Annotated in this window: 26 protein-coding genes and 1 riboswitch; of the genes, 17 read left to right on the plus strand and 9 right to left on the minus strand. The window is 29.9% G+C overall.

Features of this window, described 5'->3' with window-relative positions; genetic code table 11:
- Window positions 1-5: 5 nt before the first annotated feature.
- Genes ACQY31_RS07345 through ACQY31_RS07365 form a run of 5 tightly spaced genes read left to right on the plus strand, consistent with a single transcriptional unit; the run spans window position 6 to window position 6,051 of the window.
- Window positions 6-1,178, plus strand: a complete 1,173-nt coding sequence (locus ACQY31_RS07345; protein ID WP_428079834.1) for a mandelate racemase/muconate lactonizing enzyme family protein — start codon at window positions 6-8, stop codon at window positions 1,176-1,178.
- The gene (locus tag ACQY31_RS07350) at window positions 1,171-2,082 is read left to right on the plus strand and encodes an SMP-30/gluconolactonase/LRE family protein (protein ID WP_428079835.1); all 912 of its coding nucleotides are present in this window, start codon (window positions 1,171-1,173) and stop codon (window positions 2,080-2,082) included. Before ACQY31_RS07345 ends, ACQY31_RS07350 begins: the two co-directional genes overlap by 8 nt.
- Window positions 2,057-4,747: a phosphoenolpyruvate carboxylase gene (ppc, locus tag ACQY31_RS07355; protein WP_428079836.1), complete on the plus strand. Its 2,691-nt coding sequence runs from the start codon at window positions 2,057-2,059 to the stop codon at window positions 4,745-4,747. The genes ACQY31_RS07350 and ppc overlap by 26 nt, the downstream gene beginning before the upstream one ends.
- Entirely contained in the window at window positions 4,748-5,455 is a 708-nt protein-coding gene (locus ACQY31_RS07360; RefSeq protein ID WP_428079837.1) for a cytochrome c biogenesis CcdA family protein, read from the plus strand. It begins immediately after the preceding gene.
- Window positions 5,456-5,463: 8 nt separating this feature from the next.
- On the plus strand, window positions 5,464-6,051 hold the full coding sequence (locus tag ACQY31_RS07365) for an FMN-dependent NADH-azoreductase (RefSeq protein ID WP_428079838.1): 588 nt from the start codon (window positions 5,464-5,466) through the stop codon (window positions 6,049-6,051).
- On the opposite strand, the gene ACQY31_RS07370 is transcribed toward ACQY31_RS07365, so the two are convergent.
- Window positions 6,041-7,144: a TauD/TfdA family dioxygenase gene (locus tag ACQY31_RS07370; protein ID WP_428079839.1), complete on the minus strand. Its 1,104-nt coding sequence runs from the start codon at window positions 7,142-7,144 to the stop codon at window positions 6,041-6,043. The two genes, ACQY31_RS07365 and ACQY31_RS07370, sit on opposite strands and share 11 nt — an antisense overlap.
- 67 nt (window positions 7,145-7,211) lie before the next feature.
- Here ACQY31_RS07370 and ACQY31_RS07375 point away from each other — a divergent pair, with 67 nt between their 5' ends.
- From ACQY31_RS07375 to ACQY31_RS07385, 3 genes are read left to right on the plus strand one after another with little or no spacing between them, the layout of a single operon-like run.
- Entirely contained in the window at window positions 7,212-8,015 is an 804-nt protein-coding gene (locus tag ACQY31_RS07375; RefSeq protein WP_428079840.1) for an inositol monophosphatase family protein, read from the plus strand.
- A complete protein-coding gene (locus ACQY31_RS07380) occupies window positions 8,015-8,578 on the plus strand; it encodes a DUF924 family protein (protein WP_428079841.1) in 564 nt (187 codons plus the stop codon). The genes ACQY31_RS07375 and ACQY31_RS07380 overlap by 1 nt, the downstream gene beginning before the upstream one ends.
- 1 nt (window position 8,579) lies before the next feature.
- A complete protein-coding gene (locus ACQY31_RS07385; RefSeq protein ID WP_428079842.1) occupies window positions 8,580-8,951 on the plus strand; it encodes a DUF952 domain-containing protein in 372 nt (123 codons plus the stop codon).
- On the opposite strand, the gene ACQY31_RS07390 is transcribed toward ACQY31_RS07385, so the two are convergent.
- The 6 genes from ACQY31_RS07390 to ACQY31_RS07415 form a co-directional block, all read right to left on the minus strand.
- The gene (locus tag ACQY31_RS07390) at window positions 8,930-9,265 is read right to left on the minus strand and encodes an SMR family transporter (protein ID WP_428079843.1); all 336 of its coding nucleotides are present in this window, start codon (window positions 9,263-9,265) and stop codon (window positions 8,930-8,932) included. The two genes, ACQY31_RS07385 and ACQY31_RS07390, sit on opposite strands and share 22 nt — an antisense overlap.
- 1 nt (window position 9,266) lies before the next feature.
- Window positions 9,267-9,599, minus strand: coding sequence for a DMT family transporter (locus ACQY31_RS07395; RefSeq protein WP_428079844.1), 333 nt, complete (start codon window positions 9,597-9,599; stop codon window positions 9,267-9,269).
- Between the two features lie 38 nt (window positions 9,600-9,637).
- A complete protein-coding gene (locus tag ACQY31_RS07400; protein WP_428079845.1) occupies window positions 9,638-9,958 on the minus strand; it encodes a nuclear transport factor 2 family protein in 321 nt (106 codons plus the stop codon).
- Between the two features lie 13 nt (window positions 9,959-9,971).
- Window positions 9,972-10,295, minus strand: a complete 324-nt coding sequence (locus tag ACQY31_RS07405) for a GYD domain-containing protein (RefSeq protein ID WP_075505087.1) — start codon at window positions 10,293-10,295, stop codon at window positions 9,972-9,974.
- 15 nt (window positions 10,296-10,310) lie between these two features.
- The gene (locus ACQY31_RS07410) at window positions 10,311-10,625 is read right to left on the minus strand and encodes a hypothetical protein (protein ID WP_428079846.1); all 315 of its coding nucleotides are present in this window, start codon (window positions 10,623-10,625) and stop codon (window positions 10,311-10,313) included.
- Between the two features lie 73 nt (window positions 10,626-10,698).
- Window positions 10,699-11,127 (minus strand): hypothetical protein, encoded by a 429-nt coding sequence (locus ACQY31_RS07415; RefSeq protein ID WP_428079847.1) that lies wholly within the window; start codon window positions 11,125-11,127, stop codon window positions 10,699-10,701.
- Between the two features lie 164 nt (window positions 11,128-11,291).
- Here ACQY31_RS07415 and ACQY31_RS07420 point away from each other — a divergent pair, with 164 nt between their 5' ends.
- Complete coding sequence (locus tag ACQY31_RS07420; RefSeq protein ID WP_023854072.1) at window positions 11,292-11,708, plus strand: hypothetical protein; 417 nt, start codon at window positions 11,292-11,294, stop codon at window positions 11,706-11,708.
- Here the strand turns inward: ACQY31_RS07420 and ACQY31_RS07425 are convergent.
- Window positions 11,705-12,706, minus strand: a complete 1,002-nt coding sequence (locus ACQY31_RS07425) for a cysteine synthase A (RefSeq protein WP_428079848.1) — start codon at window positions 12,704-12,706, stop codon at window positions 11,705-11,707. The genes ACQY31_RS07420 and ACQY31_RS07425 overlap by 4 nt on opposite strands.
- The gene (epsC, locus tag ACQY31_RS07430) at window positions 12,699-13,283 is read right to left on the minus strand and encodes a serine O-acetyltransferase EpsC (RefSeq protein ID WP_428079849.1); all 585 of its coding nucleotides are present in this window, start codon (window positions 13,281-13,283) and stop codon (window positions 12,699-12,701) included. The genes ACQY31_RS07425 and epsC overlap by 8 nt, the downstream gene beginning before the upstream one ends.
- A gap of 78 nt (window positions 13,284-13,361) precedes the next feature.
- On the opposite strand from epsC, the gene ACQY31_RS07435 reads away from it, so the two are divergent.
- The 8 genes from ACQY31_RS07435 to ACQY31_RS07470 all read left to right on the plus strand — a co-directional run bounded on the left by ACQY31_RS07435 (window position 13,362) and on the right by ACQY31_RS07470 (window position 20,175).
- Entirely contained in the window at window positions 13,362-13,772 is a 411-nt protein-coding gene (locus ACQY31_RS07435) for a VOC family protein (protein ID WP_428079850.1), read from the plus strand.
- A 101-nt stretch (window positions 13,773-13,873) separates the two neighbouring features.
- Window positions 13,874-14,836 carry a glycine betaine ABC transporter substrate-binding protein gene (locus ACQY31_RS07440; RefSeq protein WP_428079851.1) on the plus strand — a complete coding sequence of 321 codons (963 nt, stop codon included), beginning with the start codon at window positions 13,874-13,876 and terminating at the stop codon, window positions 14,834-14,836.
- 68 nt (window positions 14,837-14,904) lie between these two features.
- Window positions 14,905-15,966 (plus strand): quaternary amine ABC transporter ATP-binding protein, encoded by a 1,062-nt coding sequence (locus ACQY31_RS07445; protein ID WP_428079852.1) that lies wholly within the window; start codon window positions 14,905-14,907, stop codon window positions 15,964-15,966.
- Window positions 15,956-17,461, plus strand: coding sequence for an ABC transporter permease (locus tag ACQY31_RS07450; RefSeq protein ID WP_428079853.1), 1,506 nt, complete (start codon window positions 15,956-15,958; stop codon window positions 17,459-17,461). Before ACQY31_RS07445 ends, ACQY31_RS07450 begins: the two co-directional genes overlap by 11 nt.
- 149 nt (window positions 17,462-17,610) lie before the next feature.
- A riboswitch (SAM riboswitch) is annotated at window positions 17,611-17,675 on the plus strand.
- Window positions 17,676-17,678: 3 nt separating this feature from the next.
- Window positions 17,679-18,227, plus strand: a complete 549-nt coding sequence (locus ACQY31_RS07455; RefSeq protein WP_428079854.1) for an OsmC family protein — start codon at window positions 17,679-17,681, stop codon at window positions 18,225-18,227.
- Between the two features lie 140 nt (window positions 18,228-18,367).
- Window positions 18,368-18,793, plus strand: a complete 426-nt coding sequence (locus tag ACQY31_RS07460) for a SprT-like family protein (RefSeq protein WP_428079855.1) — start codon at window positions 18,368-18,370, stop codon at window positions 18,791-18,793.
- 15 nt (window positions 18,794-18,808) lie between these two features.
- Window positions 18,809-19,426, plus strand: a complete 618-nt coding sequence (locus ACQY31_RS07465) for a LysE/ArgO family amino acid transporter (protein WP_428079856.1) — start codon at window positions 18,809-18,811, stop codon at window positions 19,424-19,426.
- Window positions 19,423-20,175 carry an alpha/beta fold hydrolase gene (locus tag ACQY31_RS07470; RefSeq protein WP_428079857.1) on the plus strand — a complete coding sequence of 251 codons (753 nt, stop codon included), beginning with the start codon at window positions 19,423-19,425 and terminating at the stop codon, window positions 20,173-20,175. The genes ACQY31_RS07465 and ACQY31_RS07470 overlap by 4 nt, the downstream gene beginning before the upstream one ends.
- Window positions 20,176-20,211: the final 36 nt, after the last annotated feature.

Here is a 20,211-nt window from a genome sequence, read left to right on the forward strand (position 1 = left end):
CTTTTGTGAAAATAACTTCTATTAAAAGTCATGTACTTAAATATGAGTTAGAGAAAGAATTAGGTTATTCACAACAATATTATAAACACAGAACAGCTCATTTAGTCGAAGTACAAACTGATGAAGGTATTACTGGATGGGGCGAATGTTTTGGTCCAGGTAATATTGCTTTAGCCAATAAGTTCATTGTTGAAAAGGTAATTCAGTCTTTAATAATAGGTGAAAACCCTTTGAATAAAGAACATATCTGGCAAAAAGTTTACAATCTTTTAAGAGATAGTGGTCAAAAAGGAATGCCAATACAAGCTTTGTCAGGGGTTGATATAGCTCTATGGGATATCTTAGGAAAAAAAACAAACTCTCCTCTTTATCAACTTGTTGGAGGAAAATGTAATAATGAAGTTCCTGTGTATGGATATGGAATGATGTTGCAAAAAAAATCAGTTGATGAGCTAATTCCTTTGTTTGAAGAAGAAGCAAAACAAATTAAATCAAAAAACTTTAAAGCTATAAAAATGAAGGTTGGATTAGGTCCAAAAGAAGATTTGAAGTTAGTTCAAGCAGTTAGAAATTCTATAGGTAAAGATTTTAAATTAATGGTGGATGCTAACCATGCTTATAATTTAAAAGATGCTCTTTATGTTGGAAAAGGACTTGATGAACTAGATATTTATTGGTTTGAAGAACCTGTTGCTCCTGAAGATTACAATGGTTATCAAGAATTAAAAAAAAATATATCAACCAGTGTTGCTGGAGGTGAAGCAGAATTTACAAAGTATGGTTGGAATAAATTAATTAACAATGATTGCATTGATATAGCTCAACCAGAGGTATGTGGATTAGGAGGTATTACAGAATATTTGAAAGTTGCAGCTTTAGCGCAAGCAAACTTTGTTCCTGTAATTAATCATGTTTGGGGATCTGCTGTAAGTATAGCGGTAAATCTTCATTTATTGACTGCACAACCAGATATGCCAGGGGGATTATTCCCAACAAAATCTATGCTCGAATTTGATACAACAGAGAAAAATATCTTTATTACAGATCTACCAAAAGAAAATTTTTCAATTTTAGATCAAGTTAAAAACAATAATGGATTTGCATCAGTGACAGACAATGTAGGTATTGGTATAAATCCAAATGAGGACTTTATTAAAGAATTTGAAGTAAATGAATAAAATTAAAACAACAGAGCCTAAACCAATTTGGAAAATAAGATGTACCTTAGGTGAGGGAACACTTTGGGTTAAAGAACACAACTCAATTTATTTTGTTGATATAAAGAAAAAGAAAATTTGTTCTTTAAATATAAAAAATAAAAAAAAGAAAATATTTAAAGTAAATAAGGAAGTAGGTTTCATTGCTCACATAAGTGATCATATATTTATTTTAGGATTGCAAGGTGAAATAAGAATTCAAAATTTAAAATCAAAAAAAGTTTTAAAATCGATACCTATAGAACCTAAATTAAAATTGAATAGAATAAACGATGGTAAAACAGATCCTGCTGGAAATCTTTGGTTTGGTACCATGGATAATTTAGAGAGAAAAATTGAAAAAGGATCTTTGTATAAATTAGATAAAAATCTTAAATTAACTAAAGTTGATAAAAATTATAGAATTACAAATGGCCCAGCATTTATCGATCAATATAATTTTTACCACACTGATAGTCCTAAAAAAACTATCTATAAAATTAAGATAAATAAAAATAATAAAATAATTAGTAAAAAAATATTCAAAAAGTTAACTCCTGAAGAAGGAGTTCCAGATGGAATGACTGTAGATAAAAATAAAAATTTATGGGTTGCCCATTTTCATGGTGCATGCGTTTCAGTATTTAATAGTAGAGCAAAATTAATTCATAGAATTCAGTTTCCAGCAAAAAATATTACAAATTGTGCGTTTGGTGGTAAGAATAATCAAGAACTGTACGTTTCAACAGCTACAAAAGGAATGGACAAGGCTGATTTGCGAAAATTTAGATATTCAGGATTCTTTTTTGGTGTAAAAACAAACACAAAAGGAGTTTTGCAAAAAAAATTTATTTTAAGTAATGAAGCAGAGAGATCTTTACTATGAACGAATACCCACTAAGCTTTTAAGAGAAGATATAAGATTATTAGGAACTTTTCTTGGAAGAGTAATCAAAGATCAAGAAGGCACAAAATTTTTCAATATAGTTGAGCGATTAAGATTATTATCTAAAAATACCTTATTAGATAAAAATAAAAGAAAAGTATTTTCCAAAATTTCAAAAGATATCAGAAAGCTTTCACCTGAAATTACTTTTAAGGTCACTCGAGCTTTTTCACATATTTTAAATTTAATGAATTTAGCAGAGTCGTTAGATGCTTCTAGAAAACTTAATGAATACGATAATCCATATTTTAAGAGCAAAAAACAAAATCTATTTATTGAGGATATAATTAATAACCTCTTTAAAAATAGAAAAATTTCTGACAAAAAAATTTATGATCAGGCAACAAAACTTGATATTGGAATAGTTCTCACAGCACATCCAACAGAAGTTAAAAGAAGAACGCTTATTCAAAAATACGCAAATTTAATCACTTTAATGGAGCAACGCCATCTTTATAAAAAATACTCCGCAAAAATTATTGAAATAGATCGAAAACTCTATTCTGAGATAGCCATTATTTGGAAAACAGATGAATTAAAAAGAACCAAACCATCACCGCTTGATGAGGCTAGATGGGGCTTGGCTGTAATAGAAGATAGTTTATGGGATACAATTCCAAGGGTTTATAAAAGGTTAAATGATATTTTTAGAAAAAATTTAAATAAAGATCTTCCTAGAAACTTTAATCCTATTCAATTTGGTTCTTGGATGGGTGGAGATAGAGATGGAAATCCAAATGTTACATCTGAAGTAACAAAAAAAGTAATTTTATTTTCAAGATGGCAAGCTGCGAAGTTATACGAAAGAGAACTTACAAAATTAATTCAAGATTTATCAATGGAAGAATGTTCACAAACAATTAAAAAAGTAACTGGAAAAAGTTTTGAACCTTACAGAGTTTATTTAAGACCTTTAAGAGATAAAGTTAGAAGAACTCATCAATTAATTGAAGCACATATAAATTATAATAAACCATTAGATGAAAATAAATTATTAAGAGATAAGTACGAAATTATAAATCCATTAAGAGAAGTTAGAACTTCCTTAAACATGAACAAAGGTCAACATATTGCAAATGCAGATTTGTTGGATTTGATTAGAAGAGTTAGATGTTTTGGAATAAATTTAGCAAGATTAGATATTAGACAAGAGTCTGATAGACATGAAAAACTTTTAAATGAAATATTTAAAAAGAAAAATAAAATAAATTATTCACGATTACCTGAAGAAAAGAAAATTGAATTACTTAATAAATCAATAAAACAAAAAAAATCTTTTGTTAATAAAATTAATTTAAGAGACAAAGAGAATTTGGAAGTTTGGAAAACATTTAAGCAAATATCTAAAGAGCCAGAGCAATGTATGGGTGCTTATGTAATTTCAATGACTTCAAAAGCATCTGATATTTTATCTGTTTATTTATTACAATTACAGGCTGAAACAAAGAATTTGTTAAGAGTAGTACCACTTTTTGAAACTTTAGATGATTTAAAGAATGCCAAAGGTGTTATGCAAAATTTATTTAAACTTCCTTGGTATAGAAAAATGATCAACTCAAAACAAGAAGTAATGATCGGATATTCAGACTCTAGTAAAGATGCTGGAAAACTATCTGCAAGTTGGCATCAATATAAACTTCAAGAGGAACTAAGAAATTTAGCTAAAAAATATAAAATAGATCTTGTATTTTTTCACGGTCGAGGAGGATCTCCAGGAAGAGGAGGAGGACCAATTCAGGCAACTCTTAAATCTCAACCATCTGGAACAGTAAATGGAAAAATTAGAATTACTGATCAAGGAGAGGTGATACAACAAAAATATGGATATAAACCTTTGGCTGAATACAACCTATGTAGTTATATCGGTGCAGTAATGGAGGCTACTTTAGATCCGCCTCCTAGATCAAAACCAAATTGGAGAAAGCTTATTCAAAAAATGTCTGAGATTTCTACATCTGCTTACCGAAAGTATTTAAATCAAAGCGAAGATTTTATTAGATATTTTAAAACTGTTACACCACATAAATCTCTTGGCAAACTTGCAATTGGTTCAAGACCCACTAAGAGAAAAAATGTTGATAATATTCAAAGTTTAAGAGCTATTCCTTGGGTATTTGCATGGACACAAATTAGGTTAATGCTTCCTGCATGGCTTGGCACAACTGAGGCTTTGAGATACGGATCAATTAAACAGTTTAAAAAAACTATGACTGACATGGAGAGGAATTGGCCATATTTTGTATCGACAATGGATATTTTGGATATGGTGATTTCAAAAGTTGATCCTGAAATATCAATGATTTATGAAAATAATTTAGCTGATAAATCTTTAATTAGAATTGGAAGAAGATTGAGATTCCAATTTGATGCATTGGTCAAATTGCACAATAAAATTACTCCAAAAGAGGTTATAAGAGAAAGAAGAGAATTTAGAAAAGCATTATTTATCAGAAACAATTACACAGAGATGTTAAACATTCTTCAGGCAAATATAATGAATAAATTAACAAACAAAAAATATAAAAATTCAGATAAGAAATATTTAGATGATGCTTTAATGACATCTATTGCAGGAATTTCTGCAGCAATGAAAAACACTGGGTAGATGATTGAATATTTAATAGCTTTTGGAGCAGGGTTAATAAGTTTTTTATCTCCATGCGTTCTACCTTTGATCCCTGGATATATCTCTTATATCTCAGGTCAGTCACTACAAGAAATTTTAAATAAAAAACAAACAAATATTTTCCCATTGATTTTATTTTGTCTAGGGTTTTCAACTGTATTTGTTATCCTAGGAGCATCTGCATCTTTTTTAGGACAAGCACTTTTACAAAATTCAGAAATATTAAGGATTTTAGCTGGAATTATAATTATAATTTTTTCTCTTCAATTAATTGGAATTATTAATATTTCATATTTAAATTTTGAAAAAAGATTTGATGCTAAAGAATCTAGAAATATTCTTTTTCCATATGTGATTGGTGTTGCTTTTGGTTTTGGTTGGACACCATGTATTGGTCCAATTTTAGGATCAATTTTAGCTTTAGCATCTATTGAAGAAACGTTATCAAAAGCAGTCATAATGTTAATTTTTTATTCTTTAGGTTTGGCTATACCTTTTGTTTTATCAGGATATTTAATTCAAAGATTTTTATTATTTTCTAAAAACTTTAAGAAGAATATTAATTTAATATCAAAGATAGGTGGAATAACTTTATTAATAACTGGAATTTTGATTTTAACTAATCAATTGCAAGCAGTTGGTTTTTATATAATTAAAATCTTTCCTTTTATGCAAAATTTTGGTTAGTGTGTTTTATGAAAATTTATCAAATAGATTCAAGTGCTAGAAAAAAAGGTTCGACATCAAGAGCATTAGCAAAAAAACTTTTAGAAAAAATCAAAAAACCTGAAGACGAAGTAATTTATAGAGATTTGGATGATGAAATGCTTTTTGTAAGTGGCTTAACAGAATCTGGAATGAAAATTGAAGAGAAAGATCAAACTGAAGAACATAAGAAAATGTTTGAACTTTCTGACAAGCTTGTAAAAGAATTAAAAGAGAGTGATGTTATTATAATTTCGGCTCCAATTTATAATTACGGTCCACCTGCAACTCTTAAAGCTTGGTCAGATTTAGCCGCAAGAATAGGGGAAACCTTTAAATTTAAACCTAATGGTAGAAGAGAAGGGTTATTAAAAAACAAAAAAGCTTATCTTGTGATCACCTCTGGGGGAACCAAACTAAATAGCTCTGAGGATTTTTTAACGCCTTGGTTAAAATTTATTTTAAATTTTTTTGGAATAGAAAAAGTTGAAGTAATTAGTGCTGATCAAATGGCTTTAGACTATGAAAAATCTATTAGAGATGCTGAAGCTCAAATAGATAATATTTCTACAGATTAAATTTTCTTTTTAAGTGTCTTAATTTTCCTTCGGTACTATCGTAGTCTATATAGCAACCTTGCAAAAATCTTTCTCCTTCATTAGCATCATAAACTGTTCGTCCATGAAGTAACCTATGATTATCCATCATCATTAAATCTTTTGGAGCAAGTTTAAATTCTATTCTGTATTTATCTGATTTGTACATCTCAGACAATTTTTTTCTTGCTTGATAGTATAAATCTAATTTTTCTTTATCTAAAATTGGAACAAAATCTAATCTTGGGCTAAATCTTACTTGTTTAAAATTTTTATGCTCATCTAATTCAATTAAAGGACACAAAGATTCTAAAACAACTTCTTGATCAATAAACTTAAATCTTACTTTTACTTCTGTTAAGATTTTATAATAATCAGGATTAATTTTCTTTAGGTCTTCAGTAACAGTATATCCATCAACCAAAGTAGAATATCCTCCTGAAACTTTATTCTCTATACAATGTAAAAGTTGGATACATGGAACAGGGTTTCGATATGGATTATCAGTGTGCGGCGCAAGGGCTAAAGAAGTATATGCAAGATCATTAGGATCAGGTTTTGATTTAACATCAAAATATTCTCCAAAGTTAGTTCGTCTTACACTGCCAATCGAGTTTGCAAATTCAACAATATAATTTTTTGTTGTTGGTATATTTTTAATTACAACAAATCCAAACTTATAAAAAGAAACGAGCAAGTCATGCATTTCTTTACTTTCATAAAAATTCTCTTGGTATTCAAAATTTTTGATATTAGTTAAGCTAGAGTCCCATTTAGTTTTGTCTATAGATTTTATGACCGTATCTTCTTTTGCGAATTCTAAAGCAATTTTATTAAGATTAAGCTTAGAACTAATTCCATCATTAAAGTTAACTTCTAAAAATTCTTCATGAATAGAGGCATTATTAATCATTATATCGTTGCTCAAACTAGTTGGGTCAAAAAGTCTTTGTTGAGTTCCTTGATCAACAAATTCTTCACCATCCACTCTTTCTCTTAACCAAAAAGGATGTATTTCTTTTTTCTCAGTACCATTATTGAAGTAAACTTTATTTTCGTGAAGCTCAATTTTCATAAATAATACTTGAGCATTATTTAAAATTTAACTTTAATCAATATAAATTAAATAGTAAGAGTTCTTTGTGAATAATTTTGATACAAAAAAATATCCAGTATTTTCAAGTTTTTTAAACCAGTTAGCAAAAGATTTAACAAAATTTTATTATGCTAAGTTAGATAAGCCATTCAAGATAACCAATAAGATGAAAGGTAAAGGTTACGATCCTGTTACTACATCTGACAAAGCTTTTGAAAAGTTTATTAGGTCTAAAATTTCTAAAAGATTTCCAGATCATCAAATTATAGGTGAGGAGTACGGTCACAAAAATACTAAAAGTGAATTTTCATGGGTAATAGACCCAATTGACGGAACTAGATCATATGTTGTTGGTAATCCTAGTTGGAGTAATTTGATTTCATTAAATTATAATGGGGAGCCAATTTTAGGATTAGCAAATTTCCCTAAAATGAAAAAATATTACTTAAATGTAAACAAAAACACCGCATACGTTTTTGAAAATAATAAAAAAAGAAAACTAAAAGTTAATTCTAAATTAAATTTTGCAAATTCAAAGTTAGCTGCAGCTTTCCATAATCAATTGCCTTTAAAAAAACAGATGAAAATAAAAAAATTTATAGACCGTATGCAATTTCCTTGCTTTGATGCACTTACATATTGTCAGTTAGCAGAAGGTAGGATCGAAATAGTTTTTCAATGTGCAAATAAAATTTGGGATATTCATCCCTTAATTCCAATTATGAGAGCAGCAGGTGCAATTGTTACAACTTGGGAAAATAAAAATCCTGTAATAGGAGGAAACATTATTGTTTCCAATAATAAAATAAACCATCAAAAAGTTTTAAAATTGTTAAAGCCAGCTATTTAATGATACCAGAAAGAGCTCAAGTAATCCTAGATTTTTGGTTTAAAGAAACTCCTTTTGAGATGAGATTTAAGAAGGATGATAAATTTGATCAAAAGATAAAGGATAATTTTTTAAAAGATTATGAACTTGCTTGTCAAAATGAATATGATGATTGGCAGGATAATCCCATGAGCTGTTTAGCTTTGGTCATTTTGTTTGATCAATTTTCAAGAAATATGTTTAGGGATGATAAAAAAGCATTTGCTCAAGATCAAAAAACTAGATTGATAGTAAATGATGCAGTGTACTCTGGATATTTAGAAGCTATGAATGTTGATCAAAGACTTTTTATGCTTTTACCTTTAATTCATAGTGAAGAAATTAGCGATCATGAAATGGCTTATTATTTATTAAATAAATATCTAAGAGAGCATGAGGGATACAATAAGATTAAAAAATTTTGGCAAGATCACACCAAAGTAATTAGACAGTTCCATAGATATCCACATAGAAATGAAATTTTAGGAAGAGAGACTACCGAAGAAGAACTAGAATTTTTAAAAGGACCAAACTCTTCCTGGTAAAATGAATTTAGAATTTATTTTTAAAGTAATAGATAAAGAAGAATGGCAAAAAGCTAAGCAATCTGGAACTTATGGTGGATCTGAAAAAGATATTAAAGATGGCTATATTCATTTTTCAGAGGAAGACCAAGTTGAGGAAACCTTAAAAAAACATTTTCCAAATAAAGAAAACCTAGTTTTATTAAGAGTAAATGCTTTTAAACTTGAACACTTACTTTGGGAACAAGCTTCAAATGGTGATATGTACCCACATTTGTATTCTCCATTAGATACAAGTACTGTTGTTAATGAATATGAATTATCTTTAAATGAAGATGGAAGTTATCAACTTCCAGACATTTTAAAAAAATATCAATTTAATCGACCTAAGTAATTAACCATTACAACGCCAACAATAATTAAAATAATTCCTATAGTTCCATAAATATTAGGCACTTGATTAAACTTTAATACAGCAAAAAGAACAACACCTGTTACTGTCAAACCGCTATAAGTTGAATAGGCAAATCCAACAGGTATTGCATGCATAGCTTTTGCAATTGAAAACATTGTAATACACATAAAAAGGATACATAAAATTGAAGGAGTTAGCTTTGTAAAGCCTTCAGAAATTTTAGCAAAACTGTTTGAAGCTATTCCAAAAATTATACCATTTGCTAAAAATAAATATCCTAACAAAGGCTTCATATTATTTACTACCTAGCAAATTAACCATTAAAACTCCAATAATTATAAATGCTAGCCCGATCATGGAGTAAAGGTTTGGAACTTGATTATATTTAATTACACCTACTATTACAGTTGCAATGATTGTTAATCCTGCAAATGAAGCGTAAGTGATACCCATTGGTATATTCTTCATCACCAATGAAAGCGCATACATGCACAAAACAATTGTAATTGCGGTAATTATACTTGGAAAGAGAAGAGTAAAACCTTCTGCACTTTTAGCAAAACTATTTGATGTAACTCCTAGGCATACAGCAATTCCTAGGAACAAGTATGATGTAGCGAGACTCATTTAATAATATTAAATGAAATCCCACTAAATATATATAATTATTTAGGCATTGGAGTAGCACCAGTTTCTAAACTAACAATTTTTCCATTGTCATATTTATAAACTGCCATTACAGCCTCAACATTTCCATCGTTAAATGTAACAAAAGCATGGTGAATTCCAACTTCATCATTTTCGTAAACAATTCTAACTTTATCTTGATTGATATCACCACTCATTGCCCATTTGATAACATCACCTTTTGTTAAAACAGTTCCTGATTTATGCATTGTAAATTTAAAGTCATCATGCAAAAGCTCATTTAATACTGCTTCGTCTTTATTTTTTAGTGCAGCACTATATTTTTCTAAGATAGACATTTATTCCTTTCTTTTATTCACCTGGTTTTTTAAAGTTTTTTCCAGCATCTGCAGCTTTGTTGAAAGTTTTATTATAATCAAATACCTCATGAATCATAATATCTTCCATTAAACCTGCATTCATAATTGCAACTTTCATTCCAAGAACACTTTCGTAATCTCCTTCAATAACATTGATTACATCAAATCTTCCTCGAACCCACTCGTAACTGTGAAACTTTACTCCAACAGTATCACAAATAGCTTTGATCGCTGCTCCTCTATCTGCGTTAGGATCGCTCTGCATTCTTTTAGCTAAATCTCTACTAATCTTTCCAATAATATAAAATTTAGACATATTTTTTACTCCTTTCTAATATAGAGTTTGTACTACTTTTTTAACTCTATCTTCTCCATTAGGTACCGTTGAGTTTACAAATTCATGACAGGCATTAGTTTTATCCTCATCAAATTTAGATCCATAAAACTTATCAACAGCTTTGTTTACTCCTTCATCCCATTGCTTTTCAGGGACTCCAACTTCTAAGGCATAAGCTTTTAAAACTTTAACTGATGCCATAGATTTTTCTTTCATACTATATTCAAACGTTTCGCCAATTGGCAAGAAATAGTTAGCCATATAAATACCACTACATTCCCAAGCTCTATTTTTATCACTATCAGACATATCCGCATATGCAGAGGTCAGAAATAAAACACTGAATAAAGTTATTATTATTTTTCTCACAATTGTCTTATGTCTATTCTATTGTGACAACAGTTGTTCCAGGAAAAGTATATCCCACAACATAACTAAATAGCATTTGTTGAAATTCTTGTATCATTGGCCATTTGCTTCCAAGCTCTTGGTGATTTTGAAAACCAGCAGGATTTTCATAATACTCAGTTAAAATAAAATACATATTTCCAGTCATACCTTGTGAAGGATCTGCAGGATTATTCCATTCAGGTCCTTTGATAACTGAATATGAATTTAATTTTTTCTCACCTGTCATTGGATGAGTATCTTTCATCCATTGATGGTGCGTCTTCAACATTTCTTCAACTTTAGCAACATCACTAGCTGGAACTTTTAAAGTAATAGCAAACGCATTTGCTTTTGCATGGCCGTCAGCGTTAGCAATTGTAGTAAATAAACTAAGCATCAAAATTATTATTATTTTTTTCATTTTATCTTTCTTTTTTAATTATTAATTATAAGTAATCGAAGACTGTTACATATTCATGACAATGTCTCTCGTGTTTATAACGCGCGTCAGTTATGCAATTAAGGAGCACAAAAATTGCTGATTATGTTGTATTATCTGATGATAAAATTTGATAGGGTTTTGACATGATCGAAAAATTTAATGGAATTTTTTATTTAATTATATTTTTAGTACATTTTATTGTTTTTGCTGTTTATGCATATCAAACCGTTTTTGCTACTAAGAAATTTTTAGATAAATTTGGTATCGATGATACTGGTGCCGGAATGACCAGATTTTTTGGTTCTTTGTTTATAGGTGCCGTTGTAATGGCGATATGGGTTGGCTTTATTAGACCAGATGGTCTCCAAGGAACATGGGCATTTTTTAATTTAGTTTTTTTACAAAACCTTTCAGCTTTTATTGTTGGTATTTATAATATTAAAATCAATAAGCTTGGTCACACACCACAAACATCTAATGAAGGAATTATTGCACCAGGTATTCTAACTTTGTTAAGTGCAATACTTTGTTACGGATTAGCAGATAAGATTTATATCTAAAACCAACTAGGTATTGGTAGACCTTTTTCTTCTAAGAATTTTTTATTGAACATTTTAGTAGCGTATTTATCACTTCTATCACATAGAATAGTTACTATAGTTTTTCCAGGTCCCAATTCTTTTCCCATTCTAATAGCGCCAGCAATATTTATGCCACAACTAGTTCCCAAACTTAGACCCTCATTTTGAATTAAATCATAAAGAATAGGTAGAGCTTCATGGTCATCAATAGAGTAGGCGTCATCAATTTTGGCCTCACCAAAGTTTGCTGTAACTCTACTTGAGCCAATTCCTTCTGTTATTGATCCTCCTTCAGATTTTAACTCTCCATTCTTTATATAATTATAAAGAGCAGAACCTTTAGGATCTGAAAGGTAAATTTTGATATCTTTATTCTTTTCTTTTAATGCATTACTTACACCCGAAATGGTGCCCCCAGTTCCAGATGAACACACAAAACCATCTACTTTACCTTCTGTCTGTTCCCAGATCTCTTGACCTGTTCCCTCATAATGACCTTTTGCATTTGCAGTATTATCAAATTGGTTAGCCCAAATAACTCCATTATTATTTGAGGGTCTTAATTCATCTGCAAGTCTTGCAGCAACCTTTACAAAGTTATTATCATCTTTATAAGGTTTTGGTTCAACTAATCTTAACTCAGCACCAAGGTTTCTAAGTAAATCTTTTTTCTCCTGAGTTTGATTATCATTCATTACTATAATAGTTTTGTAACCTAAAGAATTTCCTAAAAGACCCAAACCAATCCCCGTGTTACCAGCGGTACCTTCAACAACAATTCCTCCTTTAGAAATTAATTTTTTTTCTTGAGCATCTTTAATTAATGCAAGAGCAGCTCTATCTTTTACAGATCCGCCTGGATTTAAAAATTCTGCCTTACCATAAATATTACAACCAGTAATTTCTGATGCAGCTCTAAGTTTTATAAGAGGAGTATTTCCAATCCCAGAAATAAAATCGTTTTGTGTATTATTCATTTTCAGATTTTTTATCACTATCAGGAGTAATTCCGTAAGGTTTAAATTCGCTATCAGCTATTCCAACATTCTTGGCAGGAATTCCAACCATAACCGCATTCTCTGGAACATCTTTTGTAATAACAGCATTTGCTCCAATTTTTGCACAACGTCCAACTGTTACAGGACCTAATACTTGTGCTCCTGATCCAATTACTACTTCATCTTTAATTGTTGGATGTCTTTTCATATTTCTTTGATCATTTGAATTTATGCTTGGAGCAATTCCACCCAATGTAACCATATGATAAATAGTTACGTTGTCACCAATTTCAGAAGTTTCTCCAATTACTACTCCCATACCATGATCAATAAATAAATTTTTTCCAATCTTAGCATTAGGATGAATTTCAATTCCAGTTAAGAATCTTGAAAATTGAGAAATGATTCTTGCAATCAAATGAAATTTTGCAGTATTAAAAAAGTTTGCTAGTCTATGAAAGAAAACTGCCTTAACACCTGGATAAGTAAGAACTAAACTTAGTTTTGACTTAGCTGCAGGGTCTCTATCAATTATCGATTGTAAAAAATCACTCATTTTAAATTTTGTCGCGGTTGATTATAAAAATTACATGCCTTATATAGTTATTAATTAAGCAATTTAAAGAGATTATATATGTATAAGAATACTAACTGTTTTCATTTAGCTATACCTTGTGGGGATTTAGAGATTGCAAAAAAATTTTACAGTGAAATTCTAGGATGCAGATTAGATAATTCTGCACAAGAATGGGCTGATGTTGATTTTTGGGGTAATGAATTAACACTTCATAAAAGTGCTCATAAATTAGACAATGAAAGACATGATGTGGATATGGGCAATGTGTCAGTCCCTCATTTTGGGGTTCATTTATCTAGAAAAGATTTTGATGCTTTAAAACAAAGATTAAAAGATAGCGGTACTAAATATTATGATGAGCCTTATTTGAGATTTAAAGGCACTAAGTATGAGCAAGAAACTTTTTTTGTTAAAGATCCGAATGAAAACATATTGGAAATAAAGACTCTAACTGCTAATTCAGAATAATTTATATTTAGTAATTATAGCTATCTTATATATCTTTATTTTCTTTGACACTTTATCTTAATTCACGTTAATCTTTAATTTTAAATAATTAAGGAGAGATAATGAAAATAATCAAATCTACACTTGTAGCTGGATTAATTTCTATTTTATCAATTTTCTCTGCAAATGCAGAAAAAGTTAAAATTGGAGATCCAGGTTGGACAGGTGCAACTGCAATTGCAAATTTACTTGCAGCAGTAGTTATAGACAAAATGGGTGGTGAGGCAGAACTTGTTCCTGGAAACAATACTGCAATTTATGCAGCGATTGATAGAGGAAAAGGAGAAATTGATGTTCACCCTGATATTTGGTTACCAAACCAAGAAGCTTACACTAATGATTTAGTTCCAAAAGGAACTTTAAAATTAAGTAGCAAACCATATGAAGGAAACCAAGGTTACTGTGTTTCTCAACAGTTTGCTAAAAAAATGAATATTACAGCAATTGAAGACTTAGCTAGACCAGAAGTTGTTAAAGCAATGGATAGCGATGGCAATGGTAAAGGTGAGTTTTGGATTGGTGCTGATGGTTGGGCTTCTGCAAATGTTAACCAAGTTAAATTAAGAGACTATGGTTTATATGATGCTGGTATCGAAGCAGTTAGAGCTGCTGAAGCAGTTAAAAATGCAAGAGTACTAGACTCAATCAAAAAAGGTGAAGGTTATGCATTCTATTGTTACAAACCTCATGCAATTTGGGGAATGGCTGACGTAGTGATGTTAACAGAACCAAAATATGATCCAGCAAAATATAAAATGATTCAACCTAAAGCAGATGCTGACTGGTACAAGAAATCTTATGTTGCATCAAAAGATGCTCTTAAGCAAATTCAAATCGGTTGGGCTACTTCTTTAGAAAGTCAATCACCAGCAATTGTAGAATTCTTTAAGAATTTTCAATTAACAGCTGATGATGTTTCTGCAATGGCTTATTCAGTTTCAGTTGAGAAAAAAGATCCAGCTGATGTAGCAAGAGCTTGGATGGAAGCAAATAAATCAACTGTAGACGGTTGGTTAGGACTATAATCTAAATCAAAATCTATACTCGGCAATTTAAGATTGCCGAGTATATTTTCCTATAATAAAAGACAAAAATGGATTCATCGAGTTCAGCAATACAAATTCAAAATGTTTGGAAAGTATTTGGAAATACTTCTAACGAAGCATTAGATGCAATTCAAAATAAAAAAATTTCAAAAACAGAAGCCTTAGAAAATTACAACTCAGTTATTGGAGTTTCAGATGTTTCATTTGATGTTAAACAAGGTGAAATATTCTGTGTTATGGGGCTTTCAGGGAGTGGAAAGTCTACATTAGTAAGGCATATTAATAGACTTTTAGAACCAACATCGGGCAAAATTTTAATTAATGGTCAAGATGTAATGGGCTTAGATAGAGAAAACCTTCAAGAATTAAGAAATAAAAAAATAGGGATGGTTTTCCAAAACTTTGCACTTATGCCTCATAGATCTGTTGTTGATAACATTGCAATGCCGCTTGAGATAAGAGGGGTAAGCAAAAATGATAGATTGGATGCTGCAAATAAAATTTTAGAAATTGTAGAATTACAAGGTTGGGGTAATAAGTTTGCTCACGAATTATCAGGAGGTATGCAACAAAGGGTAGGTCTTGCAAGAGCACTAGCAGCTGATCCTGAATTTCTCTTAATGGACGAGCCTTTTAGCGCATTAGATCCACTAATTAGAAGACAGCTTCAAGCTGAGTTTATTAAACTTTCTAAACAAATGAAAAAAACCACAGTATTTATTACTCATGATTTAGATGAAGCGGTAAGAGTAGGTCACAGAATTGCAATCATGAGAGATGGAAAGGTAATCCAAATAGGTACACCCGAAGAAATAGTTGTAAGTCCTGCAGATGAATATGTTGCAGACTTTGTAAAAGGAATTTCAAGACTTAAAGTTGTTCAAGCCAAAACGATCATGCAATCTATTGAGAATTATGAAAGTGCTAATGGAAAATTAGATGAAAAAAGTCAAAGTGTTGGAGAAAATGAATTATTAAGCAAGCTCATTGAGTTATCAAAATTTAGCGTAGGACCATTGGTTGTTAAAGATAATAATCAAAATAATGTTGGTGTGTTAACACAATCAGATCTTTTAAAAGCGGTTATAGAGGGTGGAGATGGTGAATAAACAGATACATAATCCAACCAGATCAGAATTAATTACAGATTTTGTTAAATCTAATCCTGAATATTATATTAAAGAGTTTCAAAAAATTGGAAGCAAACCATCTTTTTCATTCTCATTTAATTTGTATGCTGGAATTCTAGGACCTATATGGTTTGGAATGAGAAATATTTGGAATTGGGCTTTGGCTTTTTTAATTATAGAGACTTTTTCAGTTGTTCAAATTATTAGAGGTTTATTTGGTAATATCACTAAAGAAGCTGTAGAAAAAATTAAACAAGTTGAGTCAACTATAGCTTTTAGAAACAAACAATTAGAAGCAGCTATTACAAATAATCCAGACAAAGTTGAGGTTTATAAAAGAAATATCAAATCACTAGAAGATGCAATGCAAGGTTATATAGATGAAGTAGCAAGGATTGAGGCATCAGCTATTTGGATTACAATTTTTGGTATTGGATTGTTAATTGCAGTTAAAGTTGTTCAAGGAATACTAGCTAACTCGATATTAGAAAAAAGATATTCAGAATGGTTATCAGACAAAACTCTAAGACCTGGAATGCAGGTTAAGAACTTTGTATCGAGCACTATGTTTGCTGCAGTTATTATGTTTTTTTCTGTTGTGCATTATAGTTTTCCTGGTGTTATTACGTTAATGGATGATTTCCCAACTCATCCAGATATCAGGTTAACATCAATAAAATGGGTAGAAACGATCTTCGATTATGCGGTATTAAAAGGAGATGCTTTATTTACTGCAATTACTATTGGAATTAGATCTGTATTAGATTTCTTAGAGTTGCTATTTGTAAAAACTCCTTGGATAGTAATTATCACAACTATTGTAACATTAACTGGATTAGCCGCAGGACCTAGAGCTGCAATATATTCAGCAGGATTTTTATGTTACATGGGATTTTTAGGTTTCTGGGTTAAAGCTATGACAACATTAGCTCTTTTAGGAACGGCAGCAGTATTAAGCATTGTAATTGGTATTCCACTTGGAATTTTTTGTGCAAGGCGTCAAAGATTTTATTCAATGATCAGACCAATTATGGATTTCATGCAAACAATGCCCGCTTTCGTATTTATGATTCCTGTAATAGCATTTTTTGGAACTGGAAAAGTCGCAGCAGTTATTATTACAATGATATTTGGTGGAACACCTGTAGTTAGACTAACAGTTCTTGGCTTAAGAGGAGTACCTGAAACAATTAGAGAAGCTGCAATCGCTTATGGTGCATCTAAATGGTATTTGCTTAGAAAAGTAGACTTACCATTAGCAACCCCATCTATATTGGCAGGTGTTAATCAAACAGTAATGTTAAGTCTAGCAATGGTAGTTGTTGCATCTTTAATCGGTGCCAAAGGTTTAGGTCAAGATGTATTAGAAGCACTTCAATACGCTAATGTAGGGCAAGGTATTTTAGCAGGTGTTGCGATATTATTTGTAGCTCTTATTCTTGATAGAGTAGTTCAAGGTAGAAAAAGAGTATAAATTTTTCTTGATTTAAAATAATAATTAATATATAAAATTGTTAGCGCTGATTTAATATCAAATTGCAGAGCGCTTAAAAAAACTGCTAAAGCGATATATTAACCACCGCTTTAGTAGGTGGTTTTTTTTTGCTCTCAAAAATTTTTACAATCATCGCAAGGCATTTGAACCATATTGTGCGCCTAGCAAAAGCTGAAGCACTAAAAAGGAGAAAAAAATGTCAAATACTGACAATCTCAAAGAGACCATCGGTAGTCTCCAAAAAGAATTTACCGATAATCCTGATAGAGCAATACTTTCTTATAGTAGTTTATCAAAACTTAAAGAAGGTCTTCAGTCAAAAGCAACATTAAGAGATCATAAGCTTACAATAGATGAACCTACTTCGTTTGGTGGCAAAGATGAAGGACCAAGCCCAGTAGAGCTTATTTTGGCTGCATTAGGATCTTGCCAAGAAATAACTTATAAAGCTTTTGCAACAGCTCTTGGAATAGATCTAAAAAGTGTTAGCGTTAAACTTGATGCTAAACTAGATCTAAAAGGGTTTTTAGCAATAGATGATAAAACTAGACCTGGTTTTCAAAATATAGATGGAATAGTCAAATTAGAGTCTACTGCTCCTAAAGATCAACTGGACAAGCTAATTGAAGTTGTAAATGCTCATTGCCCAGTTTTGGATATACTTCAAAACAAAGTCCCGGTTAAGTTATCTCAGACTGTTTTCTCTAATAATCAAGAAAACGAAACGGCAGCAAAAGTTGCTTAAATAATAAAGTATCATCAAGCCCTTTCCCTTTTCAAGGGCTTGATGGAATTTGAATAAAAAATATACATTTTAATTGCTTTTTTTAAATTTAGCCTTAAATACCGCTCATCAATTTTCAAGATAACAAAAAAGTTTATTCAATGAAAAAAAAAGAAAAATTAAAAGACGATTACATAGTTAGAATAAAAAAAAGAATTTTAAGAGAAACTAAAGATTCTGATAAAAAATTTAAAACAACTTTTAAAGAGATAAAGAAATATTTTAAAATTTTTAATAAATCTTTATTTAAGAATAAACTTAACCCATTTAATGATATTAAAATAAAAAGAATAGTAAGAGGTTCTGGCCAGTGTGTTGAATATTTGTCATATAGAAAAGGAACAACTTTTTTTGTTCTAGAGATGATGCCTAAATACAAAAATAAGTCAGAGTTTTTAAATACTTTGGCTCATGAAATGGTTCATTTATGGCAACAAACAATTATGAAAGATACTGGTAATCATAATAAACTTTTCTTCAGCTTCAAACCAAAGTTTAAAAGATTAAATTTACATCTAAGTTATTAAAGAATAAAAAACCTAATGGAATATTTAATATTAGGTTTTGTTACCAGTTTTAGTTTAATACTTGCAATTGGACCTCAAAATATATTTGTTATTGAACAAGGTTTAAAGAAACAACATATTTTTTTAGTTTGTTCTGTTTGCACAATATCAGATACTATTTTAATTTTTTCAGGAATATTTTTATTTCATTACTTTAGTCAATATTTTAATCAACTTTTAGAATTTATTTTTAATTTATTATTAATTATTTTTTTAATTCACTTTATTTTTTCAAAAATTAAAACACATTATTCAGAAGTTAATTTTCAATATAATGTTAGTAAAATTTCTAGATTAGATATTTTTATAAAAACACTTGGATTTACTTATCTAAATCCACATGTTTACTCAGATACAGTCCTAATTCTTGGAAACTTTTCTAAAAATTATCTATTTAATCAAAAATTAGTATTTGGAATAGGCGCGTCTCTTGCTTCTCTCTTATTTTTTTTTGCATTAGGATATTTATCAAATTATCTATCTAAGTATGCTAATGATAAAAAAATCTGGCAGGTAATAAATATTTTTATAATAACTTTTATGAGTTTTTTAGTTTTGTTTATTTTAAAGGAAATGATAATTAAGATTTTATGAGTAATATTTTTGTAGATGATAAAGGAGAAGGTTTCCCATTTGTTTTAGTGCATGGATATTTAGGTTCATCAGAAATGTGGTGTTTTCAAAAAGATTACTTTTCAAAAAACCATAGAGTTATTGCTCCAGCACTACCTGGTTTTGGTGAAAGTTATAACGCTCAATCACTGAACTCTATTAACGCGATGGCTCTAAAAATAATTGAAATTTTAGATGATAAAAAAATAGAAAAATTTAATTTAATTGGACATTCAATGGGTGGAATGATTGTTCAAGAAATAACAAAATTAATTGGTGATAGAGTTAATAAATTAATCTGTTTTGCTACAGGATCTATTGGTGATATTCCGGGCAGATTTGAATCTATGGATGAAACAAGAGAGAAACTTAAGAAAGAGGGACCTGAAGCTTCATTTTCAAGAGTTCCTCCTAAATGGTTTGTAAAAGGCAATAAGGACAAAAACTATTATTTATGTGCAAATGCTATAAAAAATGTTTCATTAGAAACAGCTGATAATGCACTACTAGCTATGAAAAATTGGAGAGGAATAGAAAATTTAAAAAATATTAAAAATGACACCTTAATTATATGGGGTGATAAAGATATCTCTTATAATTTTGAGCAGGTAGACACTTTAAATAAAAATATTAAGAATAGTCGACTAGAAATATTTAAAAATTGCAGTCACAATGTTCACTTAGAAAAACCTGACGAATTTAATAGTTTGGTAAGTGATTTTTTAAATTAACCTTTTATTGATATCGATGTATTAGAATTAATAAAA

It is taken from the genome of Candidatus Pelagibacter sp. (assembly GCF_965262185.1).
GTDB lineage: Bacteria > Pseudomonadota > Alphaproteobacteria > Pelagibacterales > Pelagibacteraceae > Pelagibacter.